Genomic DNA, 26786 nt, shown 5'->3' on the forward strand with positions numbered 1-26786 from the left:
CCGCTCATGCAAAAAAAATCGCCCGGACTGTCGGCAAGCGGCATCCGGGTCCGTCCTCGGCTTACAGGGAGATAGGCCATGCTCTATGCGATCCTTTGCTACAACGACGAAGCTGCCGTGGGCGGCTGGTCGAAAGAATATGACGACAAGGTCATGGCCGACCTCGTTGCCGTTCAGAAACCGCTCGTGGAAGCAGGCAAGATGGGACCGGTGGCCCGCTTGATGCCCACCACGGCCGCGACCACGCTGCGCAAGACGGCGGGCGAACCCATGGTTCTGGATGGGCCTTTCGCCGAAACCAAGGAACAGTTCCTCGGTTTTTACGTCATCGACGCGGAGAGCCTCGAAGAGGTCGTGCAGGTTGTGCGCGATCTCGCCGAGGCCAATCCGGGCATGGGGTCCTATGAGATCCGCCCGGTCCGCGAGTTTTATCCCGGAGCAGCAGCAAAGTGAACGACAAGGAAGCCGACTGGATTGGTCTTACCCTGGCCGGTGCCCGCCCCAAGGCGGTCGCCGCGCTCTACAGGTACTTCCGCGACCTCGATTTCGCCGAGGAAGCGTTCCAGGAGGCTTGCCTGCGCGCGCTCAAATCCTGGCCCCGCAACGGGCCGCCGCGCGATCCCGCCGCCTGGCTCATCCTTGTCGGCCGCAACACCGGCATCGATAGCGTCCGTCGCCGCGCGCGGTTCACCGAACTGCCCGACGAGGAGCGCATCTCCGATACCTCGGACGCCGAGACCGACATCGCCGACCGCATCGACGAATCGCATTATCGCGACGATATCCTGCGGCTCCTGTTCGTCTGCTGTCATCCGGACCTGCCGGCCACCCAGCAGATCGGTCTGGCCCTGCGCATCGTTTCCGGCCTATCGGTCAAGCAGATTGCCCGCGCCTTCCTCGTCTCCGAAGCTGCGATGGAGCAGCGCATCACCCGCGCCAAGGCCCGCATCGCCAAGTCCGGAGCCAGCTTTGAGACCCCCGACGCCGCCGACCGGGCCGAGCGCGTGGGCGCCGTCGCGGCCATGATCTATCTGGTTTTCAACGAGGGCTACACCTCGGCCGGCGAGCGCGCCGAAACCCGCAACACCTTCGCCACCGAAGCCATTCGTCTCGGCCGCCTGCTGCTGGGCCTGTTCCCCACCGAGCCCGAATTGATGGGGCTTTTGGCGCTGATGCTCATTCAGCAATCGCGCGACGCGGCCCGCTTCGATGCGGACGGCAACATCATCCTGCTCGACGATCAGGACCGCACCCTCTGGGACCGGCGCATGATCGATGAGGGTCTGGCGCTCATCGACAAGGCCATGCGCCATCGTACCCCTGGAGTTTTCCAGATCCAGGCAGCCATCGCCGCCCTGCATGCCCATGCGGAAAAGCCGGAAGACACCGATTGGGAAGAGATCGAGTTGCTCTACCGCACGCTCGAGCTCATCCAGCCTTCCCCGGTGGTGACCCTCAACCGCGCCGTCGCCGTCTCCAAGCTCTCCGGCCCGCAGGCCGCACTCGACCTCATCGAACCGCTTGCCGATGCGTTGGGCGGCTATTTCTACTTCCACGGGCTACGCGGAGGATTGCTCAAGGAACTCGGCCGCATCGAAGAAGCTCGAACCGCATTCGATGTCGCCATCGCCCATGCCAACACCACTGCCGAGGCGGTGCACATCCGCGCCCATCTCGACAAGCTCGGCAGACCGCCTTCAGGGCAACAAACCTAGGCCCCTCTCTGGTTCACAACCAGATTCAATTGGTTGATAGTCGGATTCAGGTGTATCATGGCCTGAATCCGGATTTTAAGCTTAGTCTTTGATACTAAAGATCTTTTGGCGCGGAGGAGGCCAGCGTGAAAATCAACCCCTATCTCAACTTTGCCGGCGATTGCCGCGAGGCGTTCACCTTCTACCAGACGGTCTTTGGCGGCAAACTCGAACTGATGGCGCACAAGGACACGCCCGCATCCGAACACGTGCCGCCCGAGATGCAGAACCAGATCATGCATGGCAGTCTTACGATCGGCGACACGGTTCTCATGGGTTCGGACGCCCCCATGGCGACCGCCAATTCATTTTCGGGCACCTACATCTCGGTCCACCCCGACACGCCCGAGGACGCCGACCGCATGTTCGCCGCGCTCAAGGAAGGTGGTGAGGTCGAAATGGACCTCGAGCCCACCTTCTGGGCCAAACGCTTCGGCATGCTGCGCGACCGCTGGGGCGTCAAATGGATGTTCAACGTGGAGTGAGCCTCTGACGGTTGCCGGGAGCAAACCCGGCACCCGCCGCCGGCCTAGGCAGAAGACCTTCACACGGCTTAGAGACCTGCCCGCCTCTCACACCGCTGGGCAGGCTGCGGATCGTCGGAGCAATCCGACGGTGACGAACTGGAGGTGGAGTGCCTGAAAAACGTTTCAAGCTTCCACCCTCCTCCTCCACTCCCACCGTGTCGCCCCGGACTTGACACGGGGTAAGGTATGCGCGCCGCTCCCGGCTCTTTCTCGCGCATTCCCCGCCTTTACGACGGGGAGCCTAGAGTCAACGAGCGAAGAGATTCTCGCGGCAATGCTTCCCCAATCGCTCTCTCCCCTTGAGGGAGAAGGTGGATCGCCCAAAGAGCGAGACGGATGAGGGGGGCGCTGAGCTTGCGTCATCGCAAGAGCCGAGAACGGCGCGCATACCTTACCCCGTGTCAAGCCCGGGGTGACACGCTGGGGGTGAGGGTAGGACGCTGCCCAATCTCCGGCCTTCCAGGCTCACCACCGAGGTTTTCAGCAGCCCGACTGCTTATCCCCACCGTCACACCACCCCCAACCGTCATCCCGGCCTTGAGCCGGGATCCAGTACACTCAGCGCCTGAGCCCCAGCCGCAGCGCTTGCCCCCGGAACCCCTTCTCCCCTTGAGGGAGAAGGGGGGTCGCCCGCAGGGCGAGACGGATGAGGGGTGCGCTGAGCTTTACCAATCACCGCCGGTGGCCGCTGATATGCCGAGCCCCCCTCATCCGACCGCTTCGCGGCCACCTTCTCCCACCAGGGGAGAAGGGTAAGAGGAACAAACACCAACACCGTGCTTGTTATCCCCAGCGCTCCCCTAAGAGCCCCCTTCTCCCCTGGTGGGAGAAGGGCCGGGGATGAGGGCGCTGAGCTTGCGTCATGGCAAGAACCGGAAACGGTGCGCATACCTTGCCCCGGGTCAGGCCCGGGGTGACACGCTGGGGGAGATGTCGGCGATTGCTCCCAAGGCAGGCTTTGCAAAAAACTTATCCCCGCCCTCTGCACTTCCCCCATACTCCCCCTCACGACCCCGCACTCATGGACGCAAGCGCTACGAACGTTTGGGCGGGGTCGGTTCGGGTTCCTCACGGGTCGCCGTGGGGAAGGCCCAAAGCGGACAGATGGCCGGATGTGGATAAAAGGTGTGAGCGGACCACCAATCCAATCACTCCCACGTCGCACCGGGGAAACCCGGAGGGGCAGCGGGAAATCATCGGCAACGGTGGCTTTCCTAACAACCCCCAGCCCGAGAAGCCGCCATAAGCCCAAAATCCCGGACGCAGGGGGCGATGATCGCTTCATACTAAACAAAACAGCACGAGGCGTTCATCGCCCCATGCCGTCTTTGATATCGCGATTGACCCGAAGGCGCCGCCGGAGGGCGATTGGGCATGCCCTTTATAAACGGGAGCTTATCCACCATCCTTCCAACGGATACGATAGAGGTCGAAGCGGCGATCGCGGAGGTTCCGCACCGCGCCCTGCGCCCGCGCCCATTGCAGCGTGGAGACGTTGAGGTCGCCCACCACCACCATCTCGACATTCTCGCTCGCTTCCGCCGCGATCCCGTCGCGGGCGAACGGCATGTCGGAGGGGGTATAGATCGCCGAATGGGCATAGTTGATATCGAGGTTGTCGACATTGGCCAGGTTGCCGGTGATCCCCGAGGTCACCACGTAGCACTGGTTCTCGATAGTCCGCGCCTGGCAGCAGTATTTCACGCGCAAATGCCCCTGCCGTGTATCGGTGCAGTAGGGTACGAACATGATCCGCGCGCCCTGATCGGCCAGCCGCCGCGCCACTTCGGGGAACTCGCTGTCATAGCAGATCATCACCCCGATCGGCCCGCAATCGGTATCGATCACATCGACGGTGTCGCCGCCCACGATGCCCCAATAGTCCCGCTCGTCGGGGGTGGGATGCATCTTCTCCTGCGCGTGGATCGTCCCATCGCGCAGGAACACGTAGCAGACGTTCTGGATATCCTCGTCCTCGGTGATCGTCGGATGAGAACCACCGATGATGTTGATGTTCCACTTGAGCGCCATCTGCTGCATGCGCTCGATGAATTGGGGCGTATATTCGGTCAGCCGCAGGATCGCCTCGTGCGGCGGCTTCTCCGGTTCGCTCGAAAGCAGCATCAGGGTGAAGAGTTCCGGGAACACCACGAAGTCCGACGCATAATCGGCCGCCACCTCTACGAAATACTGCATATGCTCGAAAAACGCCTCGGCATCTGCAAACCGGCGCGCTTCAAGCTGCACGGTGGTCACGCGCACCGTCTCCCGGCTGCGCCGATGCGCCGGCCGCCGCTCGTCCTCTTCGTCATAGCGCGGATTGCGCCACACCATCAGCGCCGCATGACCGCCAGAGGCCTTGTCGTCGGGATGGTAGTGGCGCAGCAGCATTTCGGGCTCGAAGCCCAGTTTCATCTGGAAACTCGCCACCGGATCGCGCACTTCGCGGTCCTTGACGGCCTGGAAATATTGCGTGATGCGCGGATAGTCCTTCTTGTTGCGCCGGAACCCCGGCAGCCGCCCGCCGAAGGCAATCCCCTTGAGCCAGAGCTCCTCGCACAGGCGCTGGCGAGCTTCGTACAGCCGTCGCCCGATCCGGTTGCGCTGCCGGCCGGGATCGACGCAGACCTCGACGCCATAGAGCCACTCGCCCTTGGCGTTGTGAAGGCTCGCATAGCCGGCCCCTGTGATGTTCTCCCAGGTATGCTGGCGGAAAATCTGCTTTTCGCTGAGCTGCAGCGTCGCCGCATAGCCCACGATCTGACCGTCATAGACGGCCACGAACTGCCCCTCGGGAAAGGCGTTGATTTGTCCCCGTATGGTGCCGGCCAGGTAGGGTCCTTCCTCGGGATAAACCCGCTCGGTCAGCTTGATGATGGCCGGGATGTCGCGAATCTTGGCTGTCCGAACCTCGAGGAGGGGCTTGTCGGAAAGTTTGGGCACAGGGTGGTCTCACTGATTGAGCGGCAGGCTTTCCGGTTTAATGCACAGCCGATCGGGCAAGTTCAACCGTTGTCATTCCGGGATCGAGTGAGCCCTTCCACGCTTCGCTCGATTTATCCCCGCCCCCTCCCTCTGGGCGATACTGCCGAATTTACGAACCGCTCTCCTCGTCCACCAGTTCCACGGCCCGCACATAAAGGCCTCGCCCGTCGATCCCGGCCGCTTCGGTCTCTGCGAACCAATTGTCGATGGTCACCTGCGCCGCCGCGCGCCAACGCTCGGTCTCATCGGCGCCGAGCGTCACGATCGTATTGCCCGCCGCCACCGCAGCCGCCCGCGCCACCACATCATCGGCATCATTGGCGGCGCCGAACCGCCCTGCCCATTCGATCCCCGTATTGGCGTCGATCACCGCGCGCAGGTCGTCGGGCAGGCGGTCATAGGCGTCGCGGTTCATCACGAAGGCGAAGGTTTGCGTATAAAGCCCGTGATCGCCCGCGAACTCGGTGTGATGCCCGACGATCTCGCTGGTCCGCAGGGCCAGCGTCACCTGCCAGGGAATGGTCGCCGCATTGATCGTTCCCCTTAAGAGCGCCTCGGGCACTTCAGGTACCGGCATGCCGATCGGCTCGGCCCCGAGATCGGCCAGCATGGCGCTGATGACACGCGAGCCTCCCCGGATCTTCATGCCCTCGATATCCTCCAGCGCGGTGATGGGATCACGCGAGTGGAAAATCCCAGGTCCATGCGTGTGGACGGCAATGAGCTTGACGCCCGCAAATTCGTCCATGGCGTGTTCTTGAACGAAGCGCTGGAACGCCCGCGAGGTATCCTCGGCATTGGTCACCAGAAACGGCATCTCGAACACTTCGGACTTCGGAAAACGTCCGGGCGTGTACCCCAGAACCGTCCAGGCGAGATCCACTACCCCGTCCCTCGCCTGATCGAAGAGATTGGCCGGCGCTCCGCCGAGCATCATGGATGGGTAGAACTCAATTGCGATCCTGCCGCCCGATTGCTCCTCGACCGTTTCCGCCCATGGGACCAGTCCTTCCCGGGGCACGCTGTCGGTCATGGGCAGGAAGTGGTGCAGCCTCAGCGTGACGTCCTGGGCCGAAACGGGCAAAGCAAGGCAAACGCCGACGAGCGCTGCCGCAACGGATTTTCCGAAGAACATGAAAGGTCCCTGCATGCGCGGGACCAGCAAGGATGCCTCTCACCCTGTGCGAGTTCGATCCCGCTCCGGGTACTGGACATGATGACCCGGGCACCGGTTCCCCCGATGCCCGGATTTTCTAGCGCAGGCTTATTCGGCGCTCAACCGCAGAATTTCGCCGGCCTCTGCGTCGGTCACCAGATAGATGGCGTCATCTGGACCTTGAACGACATCGCGGATGCGATGGGGGAATTCGTCACCGAACAGGAACTCATCGCCTAGAACCTCTTCGCCGTCGAGGTCGACGCGGATTACATCGGTACCGGCCAGGGCACCGAAGAACGCATCGCCCTGCCACTCGGGGAACATCTCGCCGGTATAGAACAGAAGACCGGAGGGAGCGGGCGAAGGCACCCAGGTGCGTTCGGCGGGAATCAGGTCCTCGGGCAGCTCTTCCGGCGGATTGATGGGATCGCCGGTATATTCGGTGCCTTCGGTCAAAAGCGGCCAACCGAAATTGCCACCCTCGACAACCTTGTTGAGCTCGTCGCCACCACGCGGACCGTGCTCGGCAACCCAGAGCTGACCGGTTTCGGGATGCAGGTCGGCACCCTGCATGTTGCGGTGACCGTAGCTCCAGATTTCAGGCAGCGCGCCTTCGGTATCCACGAACGGGTTATCCTCGGGCACCGTGCCATCTGGCAGAATGCGGATCACCTTGCCGAGGTGGGAATCGAGGTCCTGCGCCTGGACGCGGAACTCGGCATCGGAGCGCTCGCCCGTGGTGATGAAGAGGTAGCCGTCATTGTCGAAGGTCAGGCGCGAACCGAAATGAAGCGTGGAGGGCAGTTTGGGTTGCTGGGAGAAGATGACCTCGACATCGGTCAATTCCGTCATGTCTTCGCTCAACACGCCGCGTGCCACGGCGGTCGAGTTGGTTCCCTCTTCCTGGCCGGCTTCGGCGAAGCTGAGATAGACATAGCGGTTGGTTTCAAATTCGGGATCGAGGGCGACGTCCAGCAGCCCGCCTTGTCCTTCGTAAACCACCTCGGGAACACCAGCGATCGGCTCGGAGATTTCGCCGTTCGCCGTCACGTGACGCAGATTGCCGGGCCGTTCGGTCACCAGCATGCTTTCGTCGGGTAGAAAGACCAGTCCCCATGGGAATTCCAGGCCTTCCACGAATGGCTCGAGCGTTACCGCTCCGTGTTCGGTTTCATAGGTCTGGGCAAGAGCGGGCGTCACCAACGCGGTCGCACATGCCAAAGCGATAAGGGATGTTTTAAACACACTGACCTCCTCAAAGTTTATTGCGAACACGCAATAAGGGAGGGGCAAGTTTGTTCCGACAATGGCGATCACGAATTAGTCAGGAAAAAATCAGTAGCCCGAGCGGCCCGCCGCGCCGAACCATTCTTCATAGTCGGAAACGAGCAGGTGGATGGGGTCCACGTCCTCCTCGATTGCCGAGAACCGGCCAATCGGATCAAGGAACGTGTTGTCGGTGCGGTCGTCGTTGACCGTGGAGACCTCCCCGATCAGCACGTCGCCGCCTTCTCCCCAGAATTTGTGCCAATTGCCCGGCAGCAGCGTGACGCTTTCCCCCGGCGCCAGCTCGAGAATGCCGCCGGCGGGCAGCACGCGACGGATGCCATCGGTGAAAACCGTGACCTCGCCGGTGGTGTCGATACCCGTCCCGGTGCCGTCGTCATTGTAAAGTTGCAGCGCCAAGGTGGCGCCGCCGCGATTGATAATGTCCTCGGCCTTGATGGTATGGCGGTGCATCGGGGAAATCTGATCCTGGCGCGAAATCATGATCTTTTCGGCGTAGAGCATTCCGCGCCCCTTGCCGAGATCGGCCGCATCGCCATTGCGCACGGTGAACAGGAACAGCCCCAGGGCATCGAAATCGCCCTGGCCGTAATCGGTCACATCCCAGCCCAGGCCGCCCCTGACGATATTGCCGATTTCATCGGCGCGATCCTTCATCTCGGACGGCGTCCAATAGGCAAAGGGGGGCAGAATATAACCGAAGGACCGGATGAACTCGTCGGCCTGGGAGATGATCTCATTGACGCGGGATCGCTTCATCCCCAGTGCTCCATAAATCAGTCAATAGGTCTGCGCCAAATGGCTGATCCTCAAGCTGTTTTGGAGATCGTCCAGACTTGGTGCCGCGCCTTTACGGGGGATGAAGCTAAGGGTAACGCCGCGCCCGGGCAAGAGCGCCACACAGTTGTCCGAGAAATATCCCGCGCAATCGGAGTGCGCCGTGACAAAGAAGGCACAGGCGTCCGATTGCAGGGTCAGGTGGTGGCCAGTGTCGTCGCTATGCCAGGCGGCGCTGACCTGCGCGGCGGGCAGATTGTAGTACTTGTAGGCGCGCGGAAAAAAATCGTTGGTCCCAATCAGATTTCCATCGCGGTCCCGCCATTCGAGCAGAACGAAACGATCCTCTCCAACGGTCTCCAGCGGTACGCGAACCAGTTCGGATGCAGATTCAAGCCCCAGGGAAATGTCGAGCCTATGCAGGGGCTTGGCCTGGCCATCCATTCCAACGAGCGACACGTCGAGAATGATATCGGCGGCTGCCGGCCCATCATTCATGCCCTTGATGACGATCTCTCCGCCCTCGGGCACTGCGACAATGGTGATCGGCGCGAAGAAGCGTTTGGCGAGGTAGTGCAGCAGCTTCCACTGCCCGCCATAGTCGAGGCTGGACCAGCTCGCCACGGGCCAGATGTCGTTGATCTGCCAATAGAGCGTACCCATGCAGCGCGGTTTCGTGGAGCGCCAGAACTCGATGGCCGTCTTGATGGCAAGCCCCTGCTGGACCTGGGAGAGGAACACCATCTCCTCAAAGCCCTTGGGGAAGCGGAAATAGCGGCACATGGTTTCGAGAATGCGCGCATTGCCGCCATCGTTGCGCTGGTGCGTTTCCATCACGGGCGAGGAGGGATTGCGGTCTCCAGGCTCCGTGAAGGTCTCGATGACATTCATCGAGGTGAAGGACTGAAAGCCGAATTCGGACGCAAAACGCGGCTGAACGGTGCGGTAGTGCTCGAACGGCTTGGCCGAGTGCCAGACGTCCCAGAAATGCATGTCGCCGCGCGTGTCCACATGCCAGCCATCGGCAAAATCCATATAACCCAGCGAAGGCGAAGAGGGCCAAAAGCGCCGCTGGGGGTCCTCGTCTGCGACGATGTCGGAGAGGAGCTTGGACATGCGGTCGTAGTTGGCGAGGTGGCGGTCGCGATTGGCACGGGTTTCCGGATACCAATTGAGCGAACCGATCACCTCGTTGTCGCCACACCAGAGGGCGATCGAGGCATGGTGGGAAAGCCGACGCACCTGCTGGGTGATCTCGGTCGCAACATCAGCCAAAAAAGCGCGGTCGGACGGGTACGGCATGCAGGAGAACATGAAATCCTGCCAGACCAGCAGGCCGAGTTCGTCGCAGAGATCGTAGAACCAATCCGGCTCGTACTGGCCTCCGCCCCAGACACGCAGCATATTGTAATTCGCAGCCTTGGCGCTTTCGAGGAGATCTCGGACCGTTTCCGGCGTGATGCGCGAGGGAATGGCATCGGCCGGAATCCAGTTGGCGCCCATCATGGTGATGTCACGGCCGTTGATCCGGCATTTGAAGCTGTGATCGATGGCGTCGGGCTCGACCACCCATTCGAGCTTGCGCAGGCCGATCTTGCGGACGGTCACCTCACCGTCGACATCGGTTCTCAGATCATAGAGCGGCTGACCCCCCTGCCCGCTCGGCCACCACAGTTCCGGATCGTGGACGACGAGCATGTGAGTAAAGAGGTTCTCACCCTTTTTGACGGCAACGGAACCACCGATTTCCTGCCCGTCGAAGGTATGGATGAGGGTGATTTCACCGTCGCTGAAGGCATGGACGCGGGTTTTGATTTCCAGCGCCGCCGCTCCGTGCTCGTGATGCTGATCGACCTGCACGCTCTCGGTGTGAGCGAGAGCGACACGCCGCAGCTCCATCCGGCCATAGACCCCGATGGGCATCAAACAGATGCCCCAGTCCCAGCCCGCGTGGCAGGCGGTCTTGCGCACGAAATTGAGGTGAGCCACCTTCTGGTTCATCGCCGCATAGGGAATGGCAAACGCGTGCGCGTCGGCGCGAGCCTGAGCTACTTCGGGAACGGCGGCAAACGCTATGGTAAGCGTATTCTCGCCCGGCCGAACCTTGCCGGTGACGTCGATATCGTAGCGGATGAACTGGTTCTGCGTCTCGGCGATCGCCTCCCCATTGAGCAGCACCGTGGCAAGGCAATCGACTTCGGAAAGCGTCAGCGTAAGAAAGCCGTCGGCCATATCGGCCGGCACATCAAAAGCGCGCTCGACCGTCCACGGGGTTTTGTACACCCAAGCGACCGCATCTTCATTCTGGCCGAAATAGGGATCGGGAATTTCGCCTGCTTCGAGCAAGGCGGTGTGCACGTCGCCAGGCAGGTGGATGTCCCCGCGCCAACCGCGTTCCGGCGCTGTGAGCGTGAAGCGTCCGCCAAGGTCGATGGTCTTGTAATCGATTGCAGCAGTCCTGGGGTGGACATCGGCCATGGCGTTCTCCTCCTGGTGCTTGGGGCTGATTGTCGTGAGCGGCGAACGCCCATCCGAAAGCCTTCTACTCTACCCTCATCTCGCGCTAAAAGAGAAATCGGCGCAAGCAAACGCGCAGGAGGACACTATGCCCGAGCCCGAACGCGACAATCCGGGGCTGCCGCACCTGCCACCGACCTATCCGGTGCTGTTTCTCGTCGTGGCCGTGATCCTCGATTGGCTCTTTCCCATCGCCATTCTTCCCGCGCCAGCGCTCATGTCGTTAAACACCTTGGCCGGCATCGTTCTTGTGGTCTTTGGTTTGGGGCTGGATTTCTGGGCCTACCGCGTGATGCAGGCCGCAGGAACACATGCCGAGCCGTTCAAGCCAACGACAACCATCGTGTCGCACGGGCCGTTCAGCTTTACGCGCAACCCGATGTATGTGGGGTTCCTTCTGGCCTACACCGGGCTGACGCTGATCTTTGCGCTCGAATGGGGGCTCTTTGCCCTGCCCGTACTGTGGCTGGTTCTCGACCGCGTGGTCGTCACACGCGAGGAGGCATATCTCATGCGCAAGTTTGGCGCGACCTATGCGCATTACCTGACGCACACCCGCCGCTGGCTTTAGCTTGGCTATTCGGCGGCGTCTTCGAGATCGAGGAAGCCGCCGGATTGCCGCCCCCAGAGCCGCGCATAGTGGCCGCCGCGCGCCAGCAACTCCTCGTGCGGACCCTCTTCCACGATCCTACCGTGATCGAGGATCACGAGGCGGTCCATCGCCGCGATGGTCGAAAGCCGGTGGGCGATGGCGATCACCGTCTTGCCTTCCATGAGCCGATCGAGCTGGCTCTGGATCGCCGCTTCGACTTCGCTGTCGAGCGCCGATGTGGCCTCGTCGAGCACCAGGATCGGCGCATCCTTGAGCAGCACGCGCGCAATGGCGATGCGCTGGCGCTGCCCGCCCGACAGCTTGACCCCACGCTCGCCGACCTGGGCGTCATAACCGGACCGCCCGCGATGGTCCTGGAGCTGCATGATGAACTCATGGGCTTCCGCGCCCTTGGCGGCCGCGATCATCTCCTCTTCGGAGGCATCGGGCTTGCCGAACATGATGTTGGCCCGGACCGAACGGTGCAGCAACGCTGTATCCTGGGTGACGACGCCAATATTGGCGCGCAGGGATTCCTGGGTGACCTTGGACACATCCTGCCCGTCGATCAGAATACGGCCGCTCTCGACATCGTAGAAGCGCAGCAGGAGATTGACGAGCGTCGACTTGCCGGCCCCCGAATGGCCGACCAACCCCACTTTTTCTCCCGGTGCAATGGAGAGGTTAACGCCTTCGATGATGCCGCTCTCGCGTCCATAGTGGAATTTGACGTTGTCGAAATTGACCGCCGCTTCGGTCACCTGCAGCGGCTTGGCATCGGGCGCATCGGTGAGATCGAGCGGCTGGGCGATGGTCTCCATCGCGTTCTGGGCGACGCCGAAATGGCGCATCATGCCGTTGAGCTGCCCCATAAGGCGCATCTGCATCATGTTGAGGCGCAGGACCAGGCTGAGGGTGAAGGCAATTGCGCCCACGGTTATGGCATTCGTCGTCCAGAGGTGGATCGAAAGCGCACCGAAAGCGAGGATCATAACCGCGCTCAAAAGACCCATGACGGCGCGCAGCCCGCTCACCAGCCGAGCCAGACGGGTCGCAGAAGCCAGGAACCGCTCGAAGCCCTTCTTGACATAGGTGTCGTTATCCTCGGCGCTGCCGAACAAGCGCAACGTCTGGATGTTGGCGAAACTGTCGGTGATCCGGCCATTGAGGACCGAGGCATTCTCGGCGTTTTCGGCGGCGCGGTTGCGCATGCGTGGCACGAAATAGCGCGCCATGGCCAACACCGTGCCGATCCAGATGACCACCAGCGCGGCCATGCGCCAGTCGAGCTGGGCGAAAAGGAAGATCGTCGTGCCGGCAAAGATCGTCAGCGCCCAGCCGATCTGAATGACGCTGGCGACGAAATCGTTGAGCGACTGGGCGGCCTGGGAAACCTTGGTGACCAGCCGGCCCGCGAAATCATCGTTGAAGAACCGGATCGACTGACGCGAGACATAGGCATAGGTCTGCCAGCGCACCATGGTGGTGAAGCCGCGCCCGATGGTTTGCTCTTCAACGAGCGCCTGGAGCGCCGGCGCGATGAAACGGCCGACAACGACCACGCCCAGCATCACCGCCAGTTCAGTGCCATGCGCAGCAATAAAGCCGGTCCATCCACCGGCTGCATCGCTGGATTCGAGCAGGTCGATCAGCCGGCCCATGTAGAAAAAGAACAGGGCCTCAAACAGCGAGGTGAGGCCCGTGAAAGCAAGAACCGCCAGGTAAGGGGCCTTGGCCTGGCTGATATAGTACCAGAGAAATGCCCAGATCGTGTCGGGCGGCTGCACGTTACCCTTGCGGCCGAACGGATCGATCCATGTTTCGAAAACGCGGGAAATGCGCGCGGGCAGGCTGAGAGAGTCTTGCTTCATATCCGTCAAAATAAGACCTCTCCAGAATATATCAAGATATATCTTTAAGCCTGCCCGCCACGCTCATTGTGCAGCAACCTCTTCGGCCTCGGCATCGATGAAACCACCCGATTGCCGCGCCCACAAGCGGGCATATGTGCCGCCGGCAGCCACCAGTTCGGCATGCGTGCCCTGCTCGACCACCCTGCCTTCCTCGAGGATGATCAGCCGGTCCATCGCCGCGATGGTCGAAAGCCGGTGAGCGATGGCGATCACCGTCTTGCCTTCCATGAGCATGTCGAGCTGGCTCTGGATGGCGGCTTCAACCTCGGAATCGAGCGCCGACGTTGCCTCGTCCAGCACCAGGATCGGAGCATCCTTGAGCAGAACGCGCGCGATCGCAATGCGTTGCCGCTGCCCGCCGGAAAGCTTGACGCCGCGCTCACCCACGTGAGCGTCATAACCGGTGCGGCCCTTGGCATCGACGAGGCCGAGGATGAAATCATGGGCCTCGGCTTGCCGAGCCGCCGCATACATCTCCTCGTCGGTCGCATCCGGCCGGCCATATTTGATGTTGTCGCGCACGGAACGATGCAGCAGCGAAGTATCCTGGGTCACAACTCCGATATTGGCACGTAGCGAATCCTGGGCCACCGACGCAACGTCCGTGCCGTCGATGAACACATGCCCGCTCTGACGGTCATAAAAGCGCAGCAGCAGATTGACGACGGTCGACTTGCCCGCACCCGACCGTCCGACAAGGCCGATCTTCTCGCCCGGGCGAATGTGCAGATTCAGCCCTTCAATCACCTTGGTGGACCCGTCATCGCCCTTTTTGCCGTAGTTGAAGGCAACATCCTTGAAGGCGATCTCGCCCTTGACCCGTTCGAGCCGCGGCGCGTCGGGTTCATCGGCGACCATGGCCGGGAGCGAGAGCGAATTGATGCCATCGCGCACCGTGCCGATGTTTTCGAACAGCGCCGACATTTCCCACATGATCCACTGGCTCATGCCCTGAAAGCGCATGACGATGGCGGCCGCAGCCGCGACCGCGCCCGCGGTCACCGTGTCGTTGAGCCAGAGTTGGATGCCGACGAAGCCCACGGCGAACAACAGCAGCGCGTTGAGCACGGTGATCGCCTGGTTGAGGATGGTGACGTAACGCATCTGGGCGTGGACGGTCTGGAGGAAATCATCCATCGCCTCATGGGCATAACTCTCCTCCCGGCTCGAATGGGAGAACAGCTTGACTGTCGCGATATTGGTGTAGCTGTCGACGATGCGGCCCGTCATCATCGAGCGCGCATCCGCCTGGCGCTCGGAAATGCGGCCCAGCTTGGGAACATAGTAATAGATGAGCCCGCCATACGCGACGATCCAGACGATAAAGGGGATCGCCAGCCAGATGTTGTTCATCGCCGCGAGCACTACCGCGCCGATGAAGTACACGACGACGTAGTTGAGTACGTCGAGCAACTTCATCACCGTTTCACGCACTGCCAATGCCGTCTGCATCACCTTGGTGGCGATCCGGCCGGCGAACTCGTCCTGGAAGTAGCTCATCGACTGGCGGATCAGGTACCTGTGCGCCATCCAGCGGATACGCTGGGGGAAATTACCCAAGAGCGTCTGATGGATGATGAGATTGGAGAGCAGTCCGAGCACCGGCAGCACGACGAGCACGAACAGGCTCATCCACAGCAGCGTCGGCCCCTCATCGGCAAGGAAGGTCTCCTTGTTCGCTCCCGACAGCCAATCGATGACGCTGCCGAGAAAGCCGAACAAGGCGATTTCGCCCAGGGCAACCAGGGTCGTGAGCACCGCCATGATGGCGAGCGGAAGTTTGACGCCCTGCATGTAGTGCAGACAGAACGCGACGATGGATTTCGGCGGCTGCGCGGGCGGCTGTGGCGGATACGGGTTGAGGAGATTTTCGAACCAGCGGAACATCGGAATTACCCGAGGGAAGAGAAACGGCATCACCGTCGGCGCCTTCCCACATGCGCAGACGGAAATGGGTCAGATAATTTAGCAAGCCTGAACTTGATAAATTCGCCGGCGGCGATCGTCAAGCCCACGCCTGAGACAAGGACGGCCCAACGGAGCCGCCCCCGACACCGGGAGAGCGCTTCGCGAGCCAATCGGATTACCACCTTCGAGCGCGAGTCGCATGGCACTGGCATGACAGAAGCCGCCCGAAGATCGCCGCGCAGTGGCACCGTTAACAAAGCGGAAATATTTTTCACAGGCGCTAAGTGACTCTGCCGACTCTACAATTTCCAGGCAAGCGGCAGGCGGCAAAAAATGCCTATGGACAAGAGTCAATGTGTTGATTCAAAGTCTTAGCATCACTCAATCGGTGGGGGCAGCCGCGAAAACCGGCTGGTTCAAACATGGGATCGGCGGAGACATCCGGCGTCAGCGGAAAGGGACTCGAGGCACAGCCATCAGGTGCCACCCGTCGGATTTTGGCACTGCCCGAACTCTCATTGCCCACTCTTGCCGCACTCGTCGTCACCATAGCATCGGCTGCATCGTTCCTCGCTTTCGACATGGTGCGCACCGAGGCGGATTTAAGGGACCGAGCGGCACTTATAGCCACGCTTGCGGCAACGCAGATCAGTCCCGAGCAGCTTGGCGCCCTGCCGCAAGACACGATCGCCATTCCACCCGCGCTGGCCAGCGACGCCCATCTGGCCGTCAGCGACAGCCTGGGTACGGTCGTGTTCAGCACTGCGCCGGGGAGCGATCCCTTCAGCCTCGCAGACTACATCCATGCCGCCGCGCCTTTGGCCGACGGCGCTGGCCAGATCTCCGTCTTCGTTCCGAAAGGCAAGATCCTCGACAATCTGATCCTGAGCCATGGCTGGATCATCGCCGCGCTGTTGGCGGGGCTTTTCCTTCTGTTCCGCGATCGAGGCCGAAACGCTGGATCGGTCAACAACGTGAACCGCCTCATGCTTCCGGCGATCGAGGCCGTACCCTACGGTCTTGCGCGTTGGCGAGAGGACGGGCGCCTGGTTTGCGCCAACCCCGCCTTTGGCCGCCTGCTACGGCTGCAATCGATCTGCACGACACCGGGAACCCCCTACTCCGCCGTCAGCCGAACCATCTCAGGCAAGATTTCCGCACGGCCGGTTCTCGATGTGGCCCGCCAGCGTGTCGTCGAAGTCGAACGCAGCGACGGAACCGTAATCATGCTGGACGAACGCCCCTGCCCCTCGGGCGGGTTCGTGACCATCGTGACCGACATCACCGAACGCAAGGCCGCCGATCGCATGCTCAGCGCCATCCGCGAGGAGCAAAAGAGCCTTGCCCGGCGCTACCATGAAGAAAAGATAAGGGCGGAAGCATCGAGCCGTGCCAAAACCAGCTTTCTGGCCCATCTCTCCCACGACATTCGTACCCCGCTCAATCACATCATCGGTTTCGCCGACATGATCCGGCTCGAGACCTTCGGCCCGCTGGGCGATCCCAAATACAAATCCTACGTTGCCGACATCAAGCGCGCCGGCGAAAAGCTGCTGTCTTCGTTTGCCGAAATCCTCGAATACGCCGAACTCGAAGGTGGCCGCAAAGCGTTAAAGCGCGAGCCCGTATCGCTAAGAGACCTGCTTTCCGGGTGCTCGGCGCGGTTCGAAACCCGCGCGGCGCGAGCCGGCGTGAGGCTCGAAATCGCTGGCGAGGCGCGCGGCTGGCTTTCGGCGGATCGACACTATCTCGATCGCATGCTGGCCAACCTCATCGACAACGCCTTGCGCTTCACGCCCCAGGGCGGGCTCATCCGGGTAGCCGCCTGGCCGGCCGGCGACGGGGTCGTGCTCGAAGTCACCGACACCGGCACCGGAATGACCGAGGAGCAGATGTCGCGGCTCTCCCAGCCCTTCGCCCTCTCGGACGCTGCGTTCGCCCGCCAGCATGCAGGCATCGGCCTGGGGATCGCCATTGCCCGCGCCATTGCCGAACACAGCGGCGGAAGGCTGGCCATCGATTCACTCGAAGGGATCGGCACCACCGTGGCCATATCGCTCCCCTTGGCGCGGGGCGGGGAAATCCCGCAAGCACCTGTCGCGATCATGCCCGACCGGGCTGCGGCCTAGCCCTTCATTTGAGCATAGAACTGCGCCGCAGTCGCGCTCACTTCCTCCCGCATCGCGGCTATGTCGGCCTCAAGGCGCGAGAAGTCCGGATAATTGGTGCGCCGCGCCACCAATTCCCGAAACGCGGGCGTCCATCCCTCATCCTTGAGCGGATCGATGAGGCAGGCGCTCATCAATTGCAGGATGTTGCTATAGGTCGTGTGGATTTCGGCCAGCCGCTCGCCTTTGGCCAAAATTCCCGTTTCGCTTAGCCGCAGCAGCACGCCGGCCGGTGGAGCCTGGGGGATGCCCAGCGTTTCGCCTTCGAGAAGCTGAGCGGTCTGGGCAATGAATTCGAGATCGACCAACCCGCCTTGGTGGAGCTTGAGATCGAAAGGATGCCGCGGCGGGCGCTCCCTGGCCATCAGGGCACGCATATCCAGAACATCGCCGACGATCTTTGCCCGATCGCGCGGCAAAGCCATGATCTCGGCAATCTCGCGCTCGACCGTCTGAGGCAGGTCCCTGTCACCGATGAAAAGCCGAGCCCGGGTCAGCGCCAAATGCTCCCAGGTCCATGCCTCGTCGCGCTGATACGCGCGGAAGCGCCTGAGGCTAGTCGCCAAGGGTCCGGCATTGCCCGAGGGGCGCAGGCGCATATCCGCCTCGTAAAGCACACCCTCGGCAGTGGGTGCCGAAATAGCGGCGATCAGGCGCTGGGTCAGGCGCGTGAAATATGTCGAAACGTCCAGCGCCCGCTCGCCATCCGACCCCGTGCTTCCCTCGGGCACGTCATAGAGCAGAATAAAGTCGAGGTCAGATGTCAGCGTCATTTCCCGGCTGGCCATTTTGCCGAAAGCCAACAGGCCAACGCGGGCGCCGGGCACCGCGCCGTGACGTTCGGCGAAATTCTCCCGGACGGCCGCGAATAGGCGCGCAAGCAGCGTTTCGGCCAAAGCAGTGAACTGCCGCCCCGCCTGTTCAGCCGACAGCGCGCCGCCCACCAGACCGGCGGCGATCAGGAATTTCTGTTCCTGACCGATGATGCGCGCCCTGTCGATCAGATCCTCGAAGCTGCGGGCCTCGGCAAGGAACGCATCGACGCTGGCGACCAGCGACTCCGCAGTCGCAATATAGCCGGCAAAGGATGGATCGATCAGCCCATCCACCACATGGGCGCGATGGATCACCGCCTCGGCCAGCCGAGGGGCGGACGACATGAAATCGAGCAAAAGCTGGCGCAGATAGGCGTGATTGCGCAGCAGCGCGAACATCTGGACGCCCGCCGGCAGGCGCGTCAGGAAATCGTTGAAGCGCGAGAAAGCCACATCGGCATTGCCGCTCTCGGCAAAGGTCTTGAGAAGCCCCGGAATGAGTTCGGTCAGATGCTCGCGCGCCTTGGCGGCACGCGTGGCGGCATAGCCGCCATAATGCCATTTGCGGATGGTTGCTGACACAGCGGCAGGGTTGGAAAATCCCAGACCAGCCAGAGTTTCCAGCGTATCGGGATCATCGTCGCTACCGGTGAAGACGAGATTTCCCAATTCGCCCGAAAGGCTCTCGCCTTCCGAAAACAACTCGGCATAATAATCCGAAACGCGCGACAATGCGGTCCGATAATCGGTTTCAAACTGCTCACGCGTTTCATAACCCATCAGCAGGGCGATCTCGGCGACACCGTCCTCGGTTTCCGGCATCACGTGGGTCTGCTCGTCGCGCAGCATCTGCAGGCGGTTTTCCACCGCGCGCAGGAACCAGTAGGTCTGCTCGAGATCCTGCGCGGTATCCTCCCCGATCCATTTGCCGGCGACCAGCGCCGCAAGGGCCTCGACCGTGGGCCGCACGCGCAGGTCGGGGTCGCGGCCGCCGGCGATCAATTGCTGGGTCTGGACGAAAAACTCGATCTCGCGGATACCGCCGCGCCCGAGCTTGACGTTGTGCCCCAGCACGCGCTCGGCGCCGACCTTGCGGTGAATATTGATCTGGCGCTTCATCGCCTGGATGTCGGCGATCATCGCGAAATCGAGATGCTTGCGCCAGATGAACGGGACGAGTTCCTTGAGGAACCTGTTGCCGAGCGCCAGGTCGCCGGCGCATGGCCGCGCCTTGATCCAGGCAGCGCGCTCCCAGTTCTGTCCCCGCGATTCATAATAGCCCAGCGCCGCATCGACCGAGATCGCCACCGGCGTCGATCCCGGATCGGGGCGCAGGCGCACATCGGTGCGGAAGACATATCCGTCCGCCGTCCGGTCCTGCATGATCGCCACCAATCGGCGAACGATGCGAACATAGAACTTGTTGTGATCCGCATCGGACGGCAGCACCCCCTGATGCGGATCATAGAAGGCGACGATATCGATATCGGAGGAATAGTTGAGTTCCTGCCCGCCATGCTTGCCGAGCGCGAAGATGGCGAGGCCGGAATGGGCGGCATCGGCTTTCTCGGGCGGCAGCGCCAACCTCCCATCTCGAGCCGATTCAGCCATCAGGAAGTCGATGGCTGCCTCAAGCGCGGCATCGGCGAGGTCGGACATGCAGCGTGTGGTCTCGCGGGCCGACCATACGCCACCGATCTCGGCCACCGCAGACAGGAGCGCCCCCCTGCCCTTGCCGACCCGCAGACGCCGGGCGACCTCCGCCTCGTCGGCTGATCGGCCGGCGCCGCGCATGTCTTCGATCAGCGCCACGAAGCTTTCTTCGGGCTCCCGCCTTAGCGCGCCAGCGAACCATTGCGCGTGCCGTACCGCCAGGTCACGCAGGTATGGTGCTGTCACAAAGATCGGAGCGAGTGTCGATGCCGCCGCTTCAACGGCGGCACGGTCCTCCGGATCGTTCAGGGCAGCGAGCACATCGGAGCAGCCGCGTTCGTCAGCACCGCCTGGCAGCGGGCGCAGTTTTTGGCCAAGTGACGTCATAGTCTCACCGTCCCGCTAGAGAGGAAAAGTGATGACCGCTTTTGCACCCGGCTCATTGTTCTCGAACCGGACAGTGCCACCGTGGAGGCGCACGACTGCAGAAACGAGCGCAAGCCCCAGCCCGGCACCCGCTTCCGTACGGCTGGCCTCCAGCCGCGCGAAGCGTTCGAACACGCGCTGGCGCTCGCTTTCCGGTATGCCGGGGCCCGTGTCGGCGACTTCAATGACGATCCTCCCGGCTTCGCGCTTCGCGGCCAGCGTGATGCTGCCCCCGTCCTCGGCGTTCTTGCCGTACTTTATGGCGTTTTCGACAAGATTCACAAGGGCTTGCCCGATGAGTTCGCGATTTGCCTGCATGCGGATTCCCGGCTCGATCCGTGTCTGCAGGCTGATACCGGCGTCCTCGGCGACGGGCGTATAAAGCTCGGCGACGTCGGCGGCGGCCTCGCTGATGTCGATGTCGGAAAATGCTCCGGTCGACGTCCCCGCCTCGGCCCGCGCGATCAATAGCAGGGCGTTGAAGGTGCGGATGAGCTGATCGGATTCGGCGATGGTCGTTTCCAGCGCGGCCCGCTGGGCAGCCGGATCGGCGTTCTCGCGCAGGGCCGCTTCCGCTTTGTTGCGCAGGCGCGTGAGCGGCGTCTTGAGGTCGTGAGCAACGTTGTCGCTTACTTCCTTGAGCCCAACCATCAGCCGCTCGATCCTGTCGAGCATGGCGTTAAGGCTCGTCGCAACCGCGTCGAACTCGTCATTGCGGCCGGTCACAGGAACGCGCTCGGACAAATTCCCCGAGATGATCTTGTTGGAGGTGCCCGTTATGCCGTCGATGCGCCGCAGCACGTAGCGGACCGTAAAGCCCCCTGCCAGCACCGACAGCAGGATGATCCCCAGCGTGCCGGCAAAAAAAGTGCGCAGGATGATGGCATTAAAGCCCCGCCGCTCCCCCACATCACGGCCGATCACCAGGCGCAGGCCATTGGGAAGCTCCAGCGATTCGACAATCGCCGTCCCTTGCGTCGGCACCTGCTCTTCCGGGCCGCCATAAATCTCGCGGCCGCGCTCATAGGCAAGCTCGAACCGTCCCGGTTCGGCGAGAACCGCCGGAGGAAAATCGGTGACGTTGCCGGCGATCATGACGCCGGTAGGGTCGCCCAGATAGTAGATCCCCGGCCCCGGTCGGTCGGCCAGCCGCTGCACCGCAAAGGCAACGGCGCGGATACCGGACTGCCGCGACAGTAAGCGGATTTGCGCAATCTCGCGCTCGACGCTGCGGAACTGCTCGCGCTGAAGCTGGATGGTGCTCTGATAGGCGATCAGAGCCAGAAGAACGATGGCAAAGCCCACGAAGATGGCGATGAACATCGCCGTGAGGCGAACCGTGGTCGTCCGCCACAGGTTGCGAAGGCGAAATGAGCGCTGTGGCGCGTCACTCACGGATCACATATCCCGCGCCGCGCACAGTCTGCAGCAATTGGCGCTCATGGCCTTTATCCACCTTGGCGCGCAGCCGCGACATGTGCACGTCGATCACATTGGTCTGGGGGTCGAAATGATAGTCCCAGACGTTTTCGAGCAGCATGGTACGGGTGACGACCCGCCCCGCATTTTTCATCAGATATTCGAGAAGGCGGAACTCGCGCGGCTGCAGCACGATCTGCTCGCCGCCTCGCTCGACCTTGCGCGAAAGCCTGTCGAGCACGAGATCGCCCACCTGATAGGAGGTCGCCGCCTCGCTCGGGGCCGAACGGCGCGCCATGACTTCGATGCGCGCGAGAAGTTCGGAGAAGGCATAGGGTTTGACCAGATAGTCATCGCCGCCAGCGCGCAATCCGGTCACGCGGTCGTCGACTTCGCCGAGCGCAGAAAGGATCAGCGCCGGCGTCTGGTCGCCTTCGGCGCGCAGGGATTCGATGATCGACAGGCCATCGCGGCGCGGCAGCATGCGATCGACGATCAGGACATCGTATTCCATGCCTGAGGCCATGGCGAAGCCGGTCTCACCATCGCTCGCGTGATGGGCGATATGGCCGCATTCATCGAGCGCCTGAATGAGATAGGACGCCGCTTCGCGATCGTCTTCGATGACCAGGATTTTCATGGATCGCCCCCGATGCCCCAAACTGCCGGCGAGGCGATACACCCTCACCGGCAAGCGAACAGGAACAGCATCGGGGCCGAGCGTAGCCCGGCCCCGATCGTTATTATTCTTGTTCTTCGGCCTCGAGCGGGATGCCCACGAAGCGTGCGACGCCATCGCGGGAGATGCGCAGCGAGATCGCCGATTTGCCCTCCTCGCGCGCCGCATCGAGAGCGGCAACGAGGTCTTCAGGCTGGGAAATGGCACCGCCATTGGCTTGTTCGATCACATCGCCAGGCATGACGCCGCGCGCGGCGGCCGGGCCCTGCGGATCGACGTCCTCGATCACCACGCCTTCCCCATCGGGATTGGGAGCAACGGCAACACCGATATAGGAGTTGGTCGCCTCAGGATCGGCCTGCTCCTCCTCGGCGGGAGTTTCGGGCGCGGCTTCCTCTTCCTCGAGACGGTCCAGAGTAACGGTGATGTCGAGTTCCTCGCCACCGCGGATCACGCCGAGCACCACATCGGATTCGGGCGAACGCTGGGAGATGACGCGCGAAAGCTCACGCGCATTTTCAACGCCCTCGCCATCGACCGAGACGATCACGTCGCCCGATTCGATGCCGGCATCAGCGGCCGGGGCCCCTTCGATCGGCTCGGTGACCAGTGCGCCATTGGTGTTGGCGAGCCCGAGCGCGTCGGCAAGATCCTCGTTGAGATCCTGCAGCGAGACGCCAAGGAAGCCGCGGGTCACAAAGCCATTCTCCTGGAGCTGGGAGATCACGCTCTGGGCAAGCTGGGCGGGAATGGCGAACGCGATACCCACATTGCCGCCCGAGGGCGAGAAGATGGCGGTGTTGACGCCGACGACCTTGCCCTCGGTATTGAAGGAGGGGCCGCCCGAATTGCCGCGGTTGACCGCCGCGTCGATCTGGAGGAAGTCGTCATAGTAGGAGGCGTTGATGTCGCGGCCACGGGCCGAGACGATACCGGCGGTCACGGTGCCGCCGAGACCGAACGGGTTGCCCACGGCAACGACCCAGTCGCCCACGCGGGCTTCATCGGTCGCAAATTCCACGAAGGGCAGATCGTCCCGCTCTTCATGAATCTTGAGCAGAGCCAGATCGGTGCGCGGATCGGTGCCCACCACGTCGGCGGCCAGTTCGGTATCGTCCTCAAGCAGCACCGACACTTCGGTGGCGTCCTGGACGACGTGATTGTTGGTCACAATGTAACCGTCGGGCGAAATGATGAAGCCCGAACCCATCGCCTGCATGAATTCGCGCGGACGGTTGGGACGGTCGTTGGGCGCGTTGAACGGTTCCTCGAACTGATCGAAGAAGCGGCGTAGGGGGTGGTCTTCGGGAAGATCGGGGAATTCGAACTGGAAGTTCGGACCGCCCTGGATCTGCTGCATGGGCGCTTCGACGCTCACCTGGACCGAAACGACAGCCGGTGAAACCGATTCAACGAGGTCTGCAAAGCCGGTCATCGGCGGGTTGCCGACCTCGGTGCCCACCTGCTGAGCCTGGGCGGGTTGCGTGTTTACGAAACCGGCACCGAGCGTACCGGCAGCCGCAACCATCGCCAGCGCGGAGGCGGCGACCAGCTTGCGGGTCGGTGTAGAAAGCATTTTGGCCATGGAAAAGTCCTCTCTCATACACACCTTGGGTTTGGTGTTGCGGTGTATGTAGTAAGTCGCGTCTTTCCGCGCAGTTGCGCCTACATTAAAACTTCGTAATGGAGCGGGCGGAAGTGTGGCTTTGAAAAAGCCGTTGGCGGCAGGGCGCACTGCCCCGCCGGTTGGCCCATCGCATGAGGACCGCTCAGCTCTTGCGAAGCTTCTCGAGCGCCCTGGCCTCTTCGGCAGACAGCCCCTCAGGCGCGGGCACGGGCTTTCGGCGGCGCACCGCCCAAACGACCAGCGCGATCAACCCACCGATCAGAAGAATGGGAGTGGCGACCCAGAGAATGATCGTATGGCCGGCAAAGACCGGGCTGAGCAGCACGAACTCACCATAGCGCGCCACCACGAAATCATAGACTTCGGTGTCGGTATCCCCAGCCACCAGCCGCTCGCGGACCAGCACCCGCAGGTCACGCGCCAGCTCGGCATCGGAATCGTCGATCGACTGGTTCTGGCAGACGAGGCATCTCAGGTTTCCCGAGATGGAACGCGCCCGTTCTTCGAGCACCGGATCGCTCAGAACCTCGTCAGGCTGCACAGCCCCCGCCGCCATGGGCGCAAGGAGCGCCGCAAGCATCAGCAATCCCGCAACGAGACGCTTCATTCCGCCGCCTCCGCTGCCCGTTTCCTAGCCCCAGCCGGCGCGCCGATCCGCATGCGGCGATCGCTGAGGGAAAGGAAGCCGGCCCCGGCCATGATGACCGCGCCCAGCCAGATGAGCAGCACGTAGGGCTTGTGCCAGAGGCGCACCACGCGTCCGTCAGCACCGAACCGCTCGCCGAACTGCACATACATCTGGCTAAAGCCGTAGGTCCGGATACCCGCCTCGGTGGTCGGCGTGCCGCTCACTGCATAGACCCGGCGTTCCGACGTCAGCGCGCGTTCCCCACCCCAAGGCGAGGTAATGGTGAAGCTGCCCTGCTCGGCAGTGAAGTTGGGGCCGCTCACCTGGGCTTCGCCCTCATAGGTTACGGTGTAACCGGCAATTTCCATGGCTTCGCCGGGACGCATGGAAGTTACGATCTCGGTCTGGAACGCCGTTGCGCAGACGATGCCGATGACAGACACGCCGACGCCGAAATGGGCGATCGCCGTCGACCACGCGGTCCGGGGCAGTCCCTTGAGCCGCGCCCAGCTCTGGCCGAGCTTGACGCGGCCGATCGCGGCACGATCGGCCAGTTCGGCGATCGCACCTACCATCACCCAGATGCCGATGCCGAGCCCGATAGGCGCGAGGCTGACCGGGAAGCCCATGAAGCCGAAGACCAAAAGCGTCAGCACGACCGTGGCGATGATCGCCGCCATCAGCCTCTGCCCGACGGCGACGAGGTCACCGCGCTTCCAGGCCAGGAACGGGCCCACCGGGATCAGCAGCAACAGCGGCACCATGAGGGCCCCGAACGTCAGGTCGAAGAACGGCGCGCCGACGGTAATGCGCTGGCCGGTCAGCGATTCGAGAACCAGCGGATAGAGCGTGCCGATCAGCACGCCGGCCGTTGCCGCCGAAAGGAACAGATTGTTGAGGATGAGAGCGCCTTCGCGGCTGATCGGGGCGAACAGTCCGCCATGCCTCAAGGCCGAAGCACGCAGCGCAAAGAGGGCAAACGCGCCGCCGATGAACAGGCCCAGCATGGTCAGGATCACCATGCCGCGGGTCGGGTCGGACGCAAAGGAATGCACCGAGGTCAGAATGCCCGAGCGCACGAGGAACGTGCCGAGCAGGCTGAGCGAAAAGGTGATGATCGCCAGAAAGATCGTCCAGATCTTGAGCGCGCTGCGCTTTTCCATGACGATGGCCGAATGGAGCAGCGCGGTGCCCGACAGCCAGGGCATGAAGCTGGCGTTTTCCACCGGATCCCAGAACCACCAGCCGCCCCAGCCCAGCTCGTAATAGGCCCAGTACGAGCCCATGGCGATGCCAAGGGTCAGGAACGCCCAGCTCGCCAGCGTCCAGGGCCGCACCCAGCGCGCCCATGCTGCATCGATCCGGCCGGAAACCAGCGCGGCAACGGCAAAGGAAAAGCAGATCGAAAAACCGACATAGCCGAGATAGAGCAGCGGCGGATGGATCGCGAGCCCGATATCCTGCAGCACCGGATTGAGCTCGGTCCCATCAATCGGCGCAGGATCGACACGCCAGAAGGGATTGGAGGTGAAGAGCACGAATCCCGAAAACGCGGCCACCATCAGGCCCTGATTGGCCAGCACCAGCGTCTTGAGATCGCCCGGCAGGTTGCGCCCGAAGGCGGCCACCGCAGCGCCGAACAGAACCAGGATCAGCACGAAAAGCAGCATCGAGCCTTCGTGGTTACCCCAGACGCTGGTGATCTTGTAGAGCATCGGCTGGAGCGAGTGGGAATGGGCCACCGCAAGCTCCAGCGAAAAATCGGAAACCGCGAAGGCCTGGACGAGCGCGGCAAAGGCCAGCCCCACCAGCGCGAACTGCAGCACCGCCGCCTGGGACACGAAACGCTGGACCAGCTCGCTTCCGCGCCAGAACGCAAAGCCGATGCCGGCCTGCGCGATGGCGAGAACGAAAGCGAGAATAAGCGCGAAATGTCCCAGCTCGATGGTCAT

The 26786-nt window shown here is 62.5% G+C and carries 18 protein-coding genes; 5 read left to right on the top strand and 13 right to left on the bottom strand.

Going from position 1 to position 26786, the window contains the following annotated elements; genetic code table 11:
* Positions 1-78 precede the first annotated feature (78 nt).
* The 3 genes from NO934_RS02420 (at position 79) to NO934_RS02430 (ending at position 2239) form a co-directional block, all read left to right on the top strand.
* Positions 79-453, top strand: a complete 375-nt coding sequence (locus tag NO934_RS02420) for a YciI family protein (RefSeq protein ID WP_309162037.1) — start codon at positions 79-81, stop codon at positions 451-453.
* Positions 450-1715, top strand: a complete 1266-nt coding sequence (locus tag NO934_RS02425; RefSeq protein WP_309162040.1) for an RNA polymerase sigma factor — start codon at positions 450-452, stop codon at positions 1713-1715. Before NO934_RS02420 ends, NO934_RS02425 begins: the two co-directional genes overlap by 4 nt.
* 125 nt (positions 1716-1840) lie before the next feature.
* A complete protein-coding gene (locus NO934_RS02430; RefSeq protein WP_309162041.1) occupies positions 1841-2239 on the top strand; it encodes a VOC family protein in 399 nt (132 codons plus the stop codon).
* Between the two features lie 1437 nt (positions 2240-3676).
* Here the strand turns inward: NO934_RS02430 and NO934_RS02435 are convergent.
* From NO934_RS02435 to NO934_RS02455, 5 genes are all read right to left on the bottom strand, one after another.
* Positions 3677-5224, bottom strand: a complete 1548-nt coding sequence (locus NO934_RS02435) for a carbon-nitrogen hydrolase family protein (protein ID WP_309162042.1) — start codon at positions 5222-5224, stop codon at positions 3677-3679.
* A gap of 151 nt (positions 5225-5375) precedes the next feature.
* Positions 5376-6416 (bottom strand): TRAP transporter substrate-binding protein, encoded by a 1041-nt coding sequence (locus tag NO934_RS02440; RefSeq protein ID WP_309162043.1) that lies wholly within the window; start codon positions 6414-6416, stop codon positions 5376-5378.
* Between the two features lie 114 nt (positions 6417-6530).
* On the bottom strand, positions 6531-7670 hold the full coding sequence (locus NO934_RS02445; RefSeq protein WP_309162045.1) for a PQQ-dependent sugar dehydrogenase: 1140 nt from the start codon (positions 7668-7670) through the stop codon (positions 6531-6533).
* 90 nt (positions 7671-7760) lie between these two features.
* Positions 7761-8471, bottom strand: coding sequence for a D-lyxose/D-mannose family sugar isomerase (locus NO934_RS02450; protein ID WP_309162047.1), 711 nt, complete (start codon positions 8469-8471; stop codon positions 7761-7763).
* 21 nt (positions 8472-8492) lie between these two features.
* Complete coding sequence (locus NO934_RS02455) at positions 8493-10967, bottom strand: glycoside hydrolase family 2 protein (RefSeq protein WP_309162049.1); 2475 nt, start codon at positions 10965-10967, stop codon at positions 8493-8495.
* Between the two features lie 127 nt (positions 10968-11094).
* Here NO934_RS02455 and NO934_RS02460 point away from each other — a divergent pair, with 127 nt between their 5' ends.
* Positions 11095-11577, top strand: a complete 483-nt coding sequence (locus tag NO934_RS02460) for an isoprenylcysteine carboxylmethyltransferase family protein (RefSeq protein WP_309162050.1) — start codon at positions 11095-11097, stop codon at positions 11575-11577.
* A 5-nt stretch (positions 11578-11582) separates the two neighbouring features.
* On the opposite strand, the gene NO934_RS02465 is transcribed toward NO934_RS02460, so the two are convergent.
* Positions 11583-13469, bottom strand: coding sequence for an ABC transporter ATP-binding protein (locus tag NO934_RS02465; protein WP_309162051.1), 1887 nt, complete (start codon positions 13467-13469; stop codon positions 11583-11585).
* Positions 13470-13532: 63 nt separating this feature from the next.
* Entirely contained in the window at positions 13533-15398 is a 1866-nt protein-coding gene (locus tag NO934_RS02470; protein WP_309163637.1) for an ABC transporter ATP-binding protein, read from the bottom strand.
* A 539-nt stretch (positions 15399-15937) separates the two neighbouring features.
* On the opposite strand from NO934_RS02470, the gene NO934_RS02475 reads away from it, so the two are divergent.
* Positions 15938-17548 (top strand): ATP-binding protein, encoded by a 1611-nt coding sequence (locus NO934_RS02475; protein ID WP_309162052.1) that lies wholly within the window; start codon positions 15938-15940, stop codon positions 17546-17548.
* Here the strand turns inward: NO934_RS02475 and NO934_RS02480 are convergent.
* The 6 genes from NO934_RS02480 to NO934_RS02505 form a co-directional block, all read right to left on the bottom strand.
* Complete coding sequence (locus NO934_RS02480; RefSeq protein WP_309162053.1) at positions 17545-20442, bottom strand: bifunctional [glutamine synthetase] adenylyltransferase/[glutamine synthetase]-adenylyl-L-tyrosine phosphorylase; 2898 nt, start codon at positions 20440-20442, stop codon at positions 17545-17547. The genes NO934_RS02475 and NO934_RS02480 overlap by 4 nt on opposite strands.
* A gap of 15 nt (positions 20443-20457) precedes the next feature.
* On the bottom strand, positions 20458-21876 hold the full coding sequence (locus tag NO934_RS02485) for an ATP-binding protein (protein ID WP_309162054.1): 1419 nt from the start codon (positions 21874-21876) through the stop codon (positions 20458-20460).
* Positions 21869-22540, bottom strand: coding sequence for a response regulator transcription factor (locus tag NO934_RS02490; protein ID WP_309162055.1), 672 nt, complete (start codon positions 22538-22540; stop codon positions 21869-21871). The genes NO934_RS02485 and NO934_RS02490 overlap by 8 nt, the downstream gene beginning before the upstream one ends.
* Before the next feature lie 103 nt (positions 22541-22643).
* Positions 22644-24164, bottom strand: coding sequence for a Do family serine endopeptidase (locus tag NO934_RS02495; protein ID WP_309162056.1), 1521 nt, complete (start codon positions 24162-24164; stop codon positions 22644-22646).
* Between the two features lie 184 nt (positions 24165-24348).
* A complete protein-coding gene (locus NO934_RS02500) occupies positions 24349-24813 on the bottom strand; it encodes a cytochrome c-type biogenesis protein CcmH (RefSeq protein WP_309162057.1) in 465 nt (154 codons plus the stop codon).
* On the bottom strand, positions 24810-26786 hold the full coding sequence (locus tag NO934_RS02505) for a heme lyase CcmF/NrfE family subunit (protein WP_309162058.1): 1977 nt from the start codon (positions 26784-26786) through the stop codon (positions 24810-24812). Before NO934_RS02505 ends, NO934_RS02500 begins: the two co-directional genes overlap by 4 nt.

Origin of the sequence: Pelagibacterium sp. H642 (assembly GCF_031202855.1) — a bacterium.
In the GTDB taxonomy this organism is placed as follows: Bacteria; Pseudomonadota; Alphaproteobacteria; order Rhizobiales; family Devosiaceae; genus Pelagibacterium.

Bases quoted from the DNA above. Each gene is read 5' to 3' on its own strand.
- NO934_RS02505 (WP_309162058.1), bottom strand. From the start codon at position 26,786: ATGACCATCGAGCTGGGACATTTCGCGCTTATTCTCGCTTTCGTTCTC.
- NO934_RS02440 (WP_309162043.1), bottom strand. From the start codon at position 6,416: ATGCAGGGACCTTTCATGTTCTTCGGAAAATCCGTTGCGGCAGCGCTC.
- NO934_RS02480 (WP_309162053.1), bottom strand. From the start codon at position 20,442: ATGACGTCACTTGGCCAAAAACTGCGCCCGCTGCCAGGCGGTGCTGAC.
- NO934_RS02455 (WP_309162049.1), bottom strand. From the start codon at position 10,967: ATGGCCGATGTCCACCCCAGGACTGCTGCAATCGATTACAAGACCATC.
- NO934_RS02420 (WP_309162037.1), top strand. From the start codon at position 79: ATGCTCTATGCGATCCTTTGCTACAACGACGAAGCTGCCGTGGGCGGC.
- NO934_RS02500 (WP_309162057.1), bottom strand. From the start codon at position 24,813: ATGAAGCGTCTCGTTGCGGGATTGCTGATGCTTGCGGCGCTCCTTGCG.
- NO934_RS02470 (WP_309163637.1), bottom strand. From the start codon at position 15,398: ATGTTCCGCTGGTTCGAAAATCTCCTCAACCCGTATCCGCCACAGCCG.
- NO934_RS02460 (WP_309162050.1), top strand. From the start codon at position 11,095: ATGCCCGAGCCCGAACGCGACAATCCGGGGCTGCCGCACCTGCCACCG.
- NO934_RS02465 (WP_309162051.1), bottom strand. From the start codon at position 13,469: ATGAAGCAAGACTCTCTCAGCCTGCCCGCGCGCATTTCCCGCGTTTTC.
- NO934_RS02450 (WP_309162047.1), bottom strand. From the start codon at position 8,471: ATGAAGCGATCCCGCGTCAATGAGATCATCTCCCAGGCCGACGAGTTC.
- NO934_RS02495 (WP_309162056.1), bottom strand. From the start codon at position 24,164: ATGGCCAAAATGCTTTCTACACCGACCCGCAAGCTGGTCGCCGCCTCC.
- NO934_RS02490 (WP_309162055.1), bottom strand. From the start codon at position 22,540: ATGAAAATCCTGGTCATCGAAGACGATCGCGAAGCGGCGTCCTATCTC.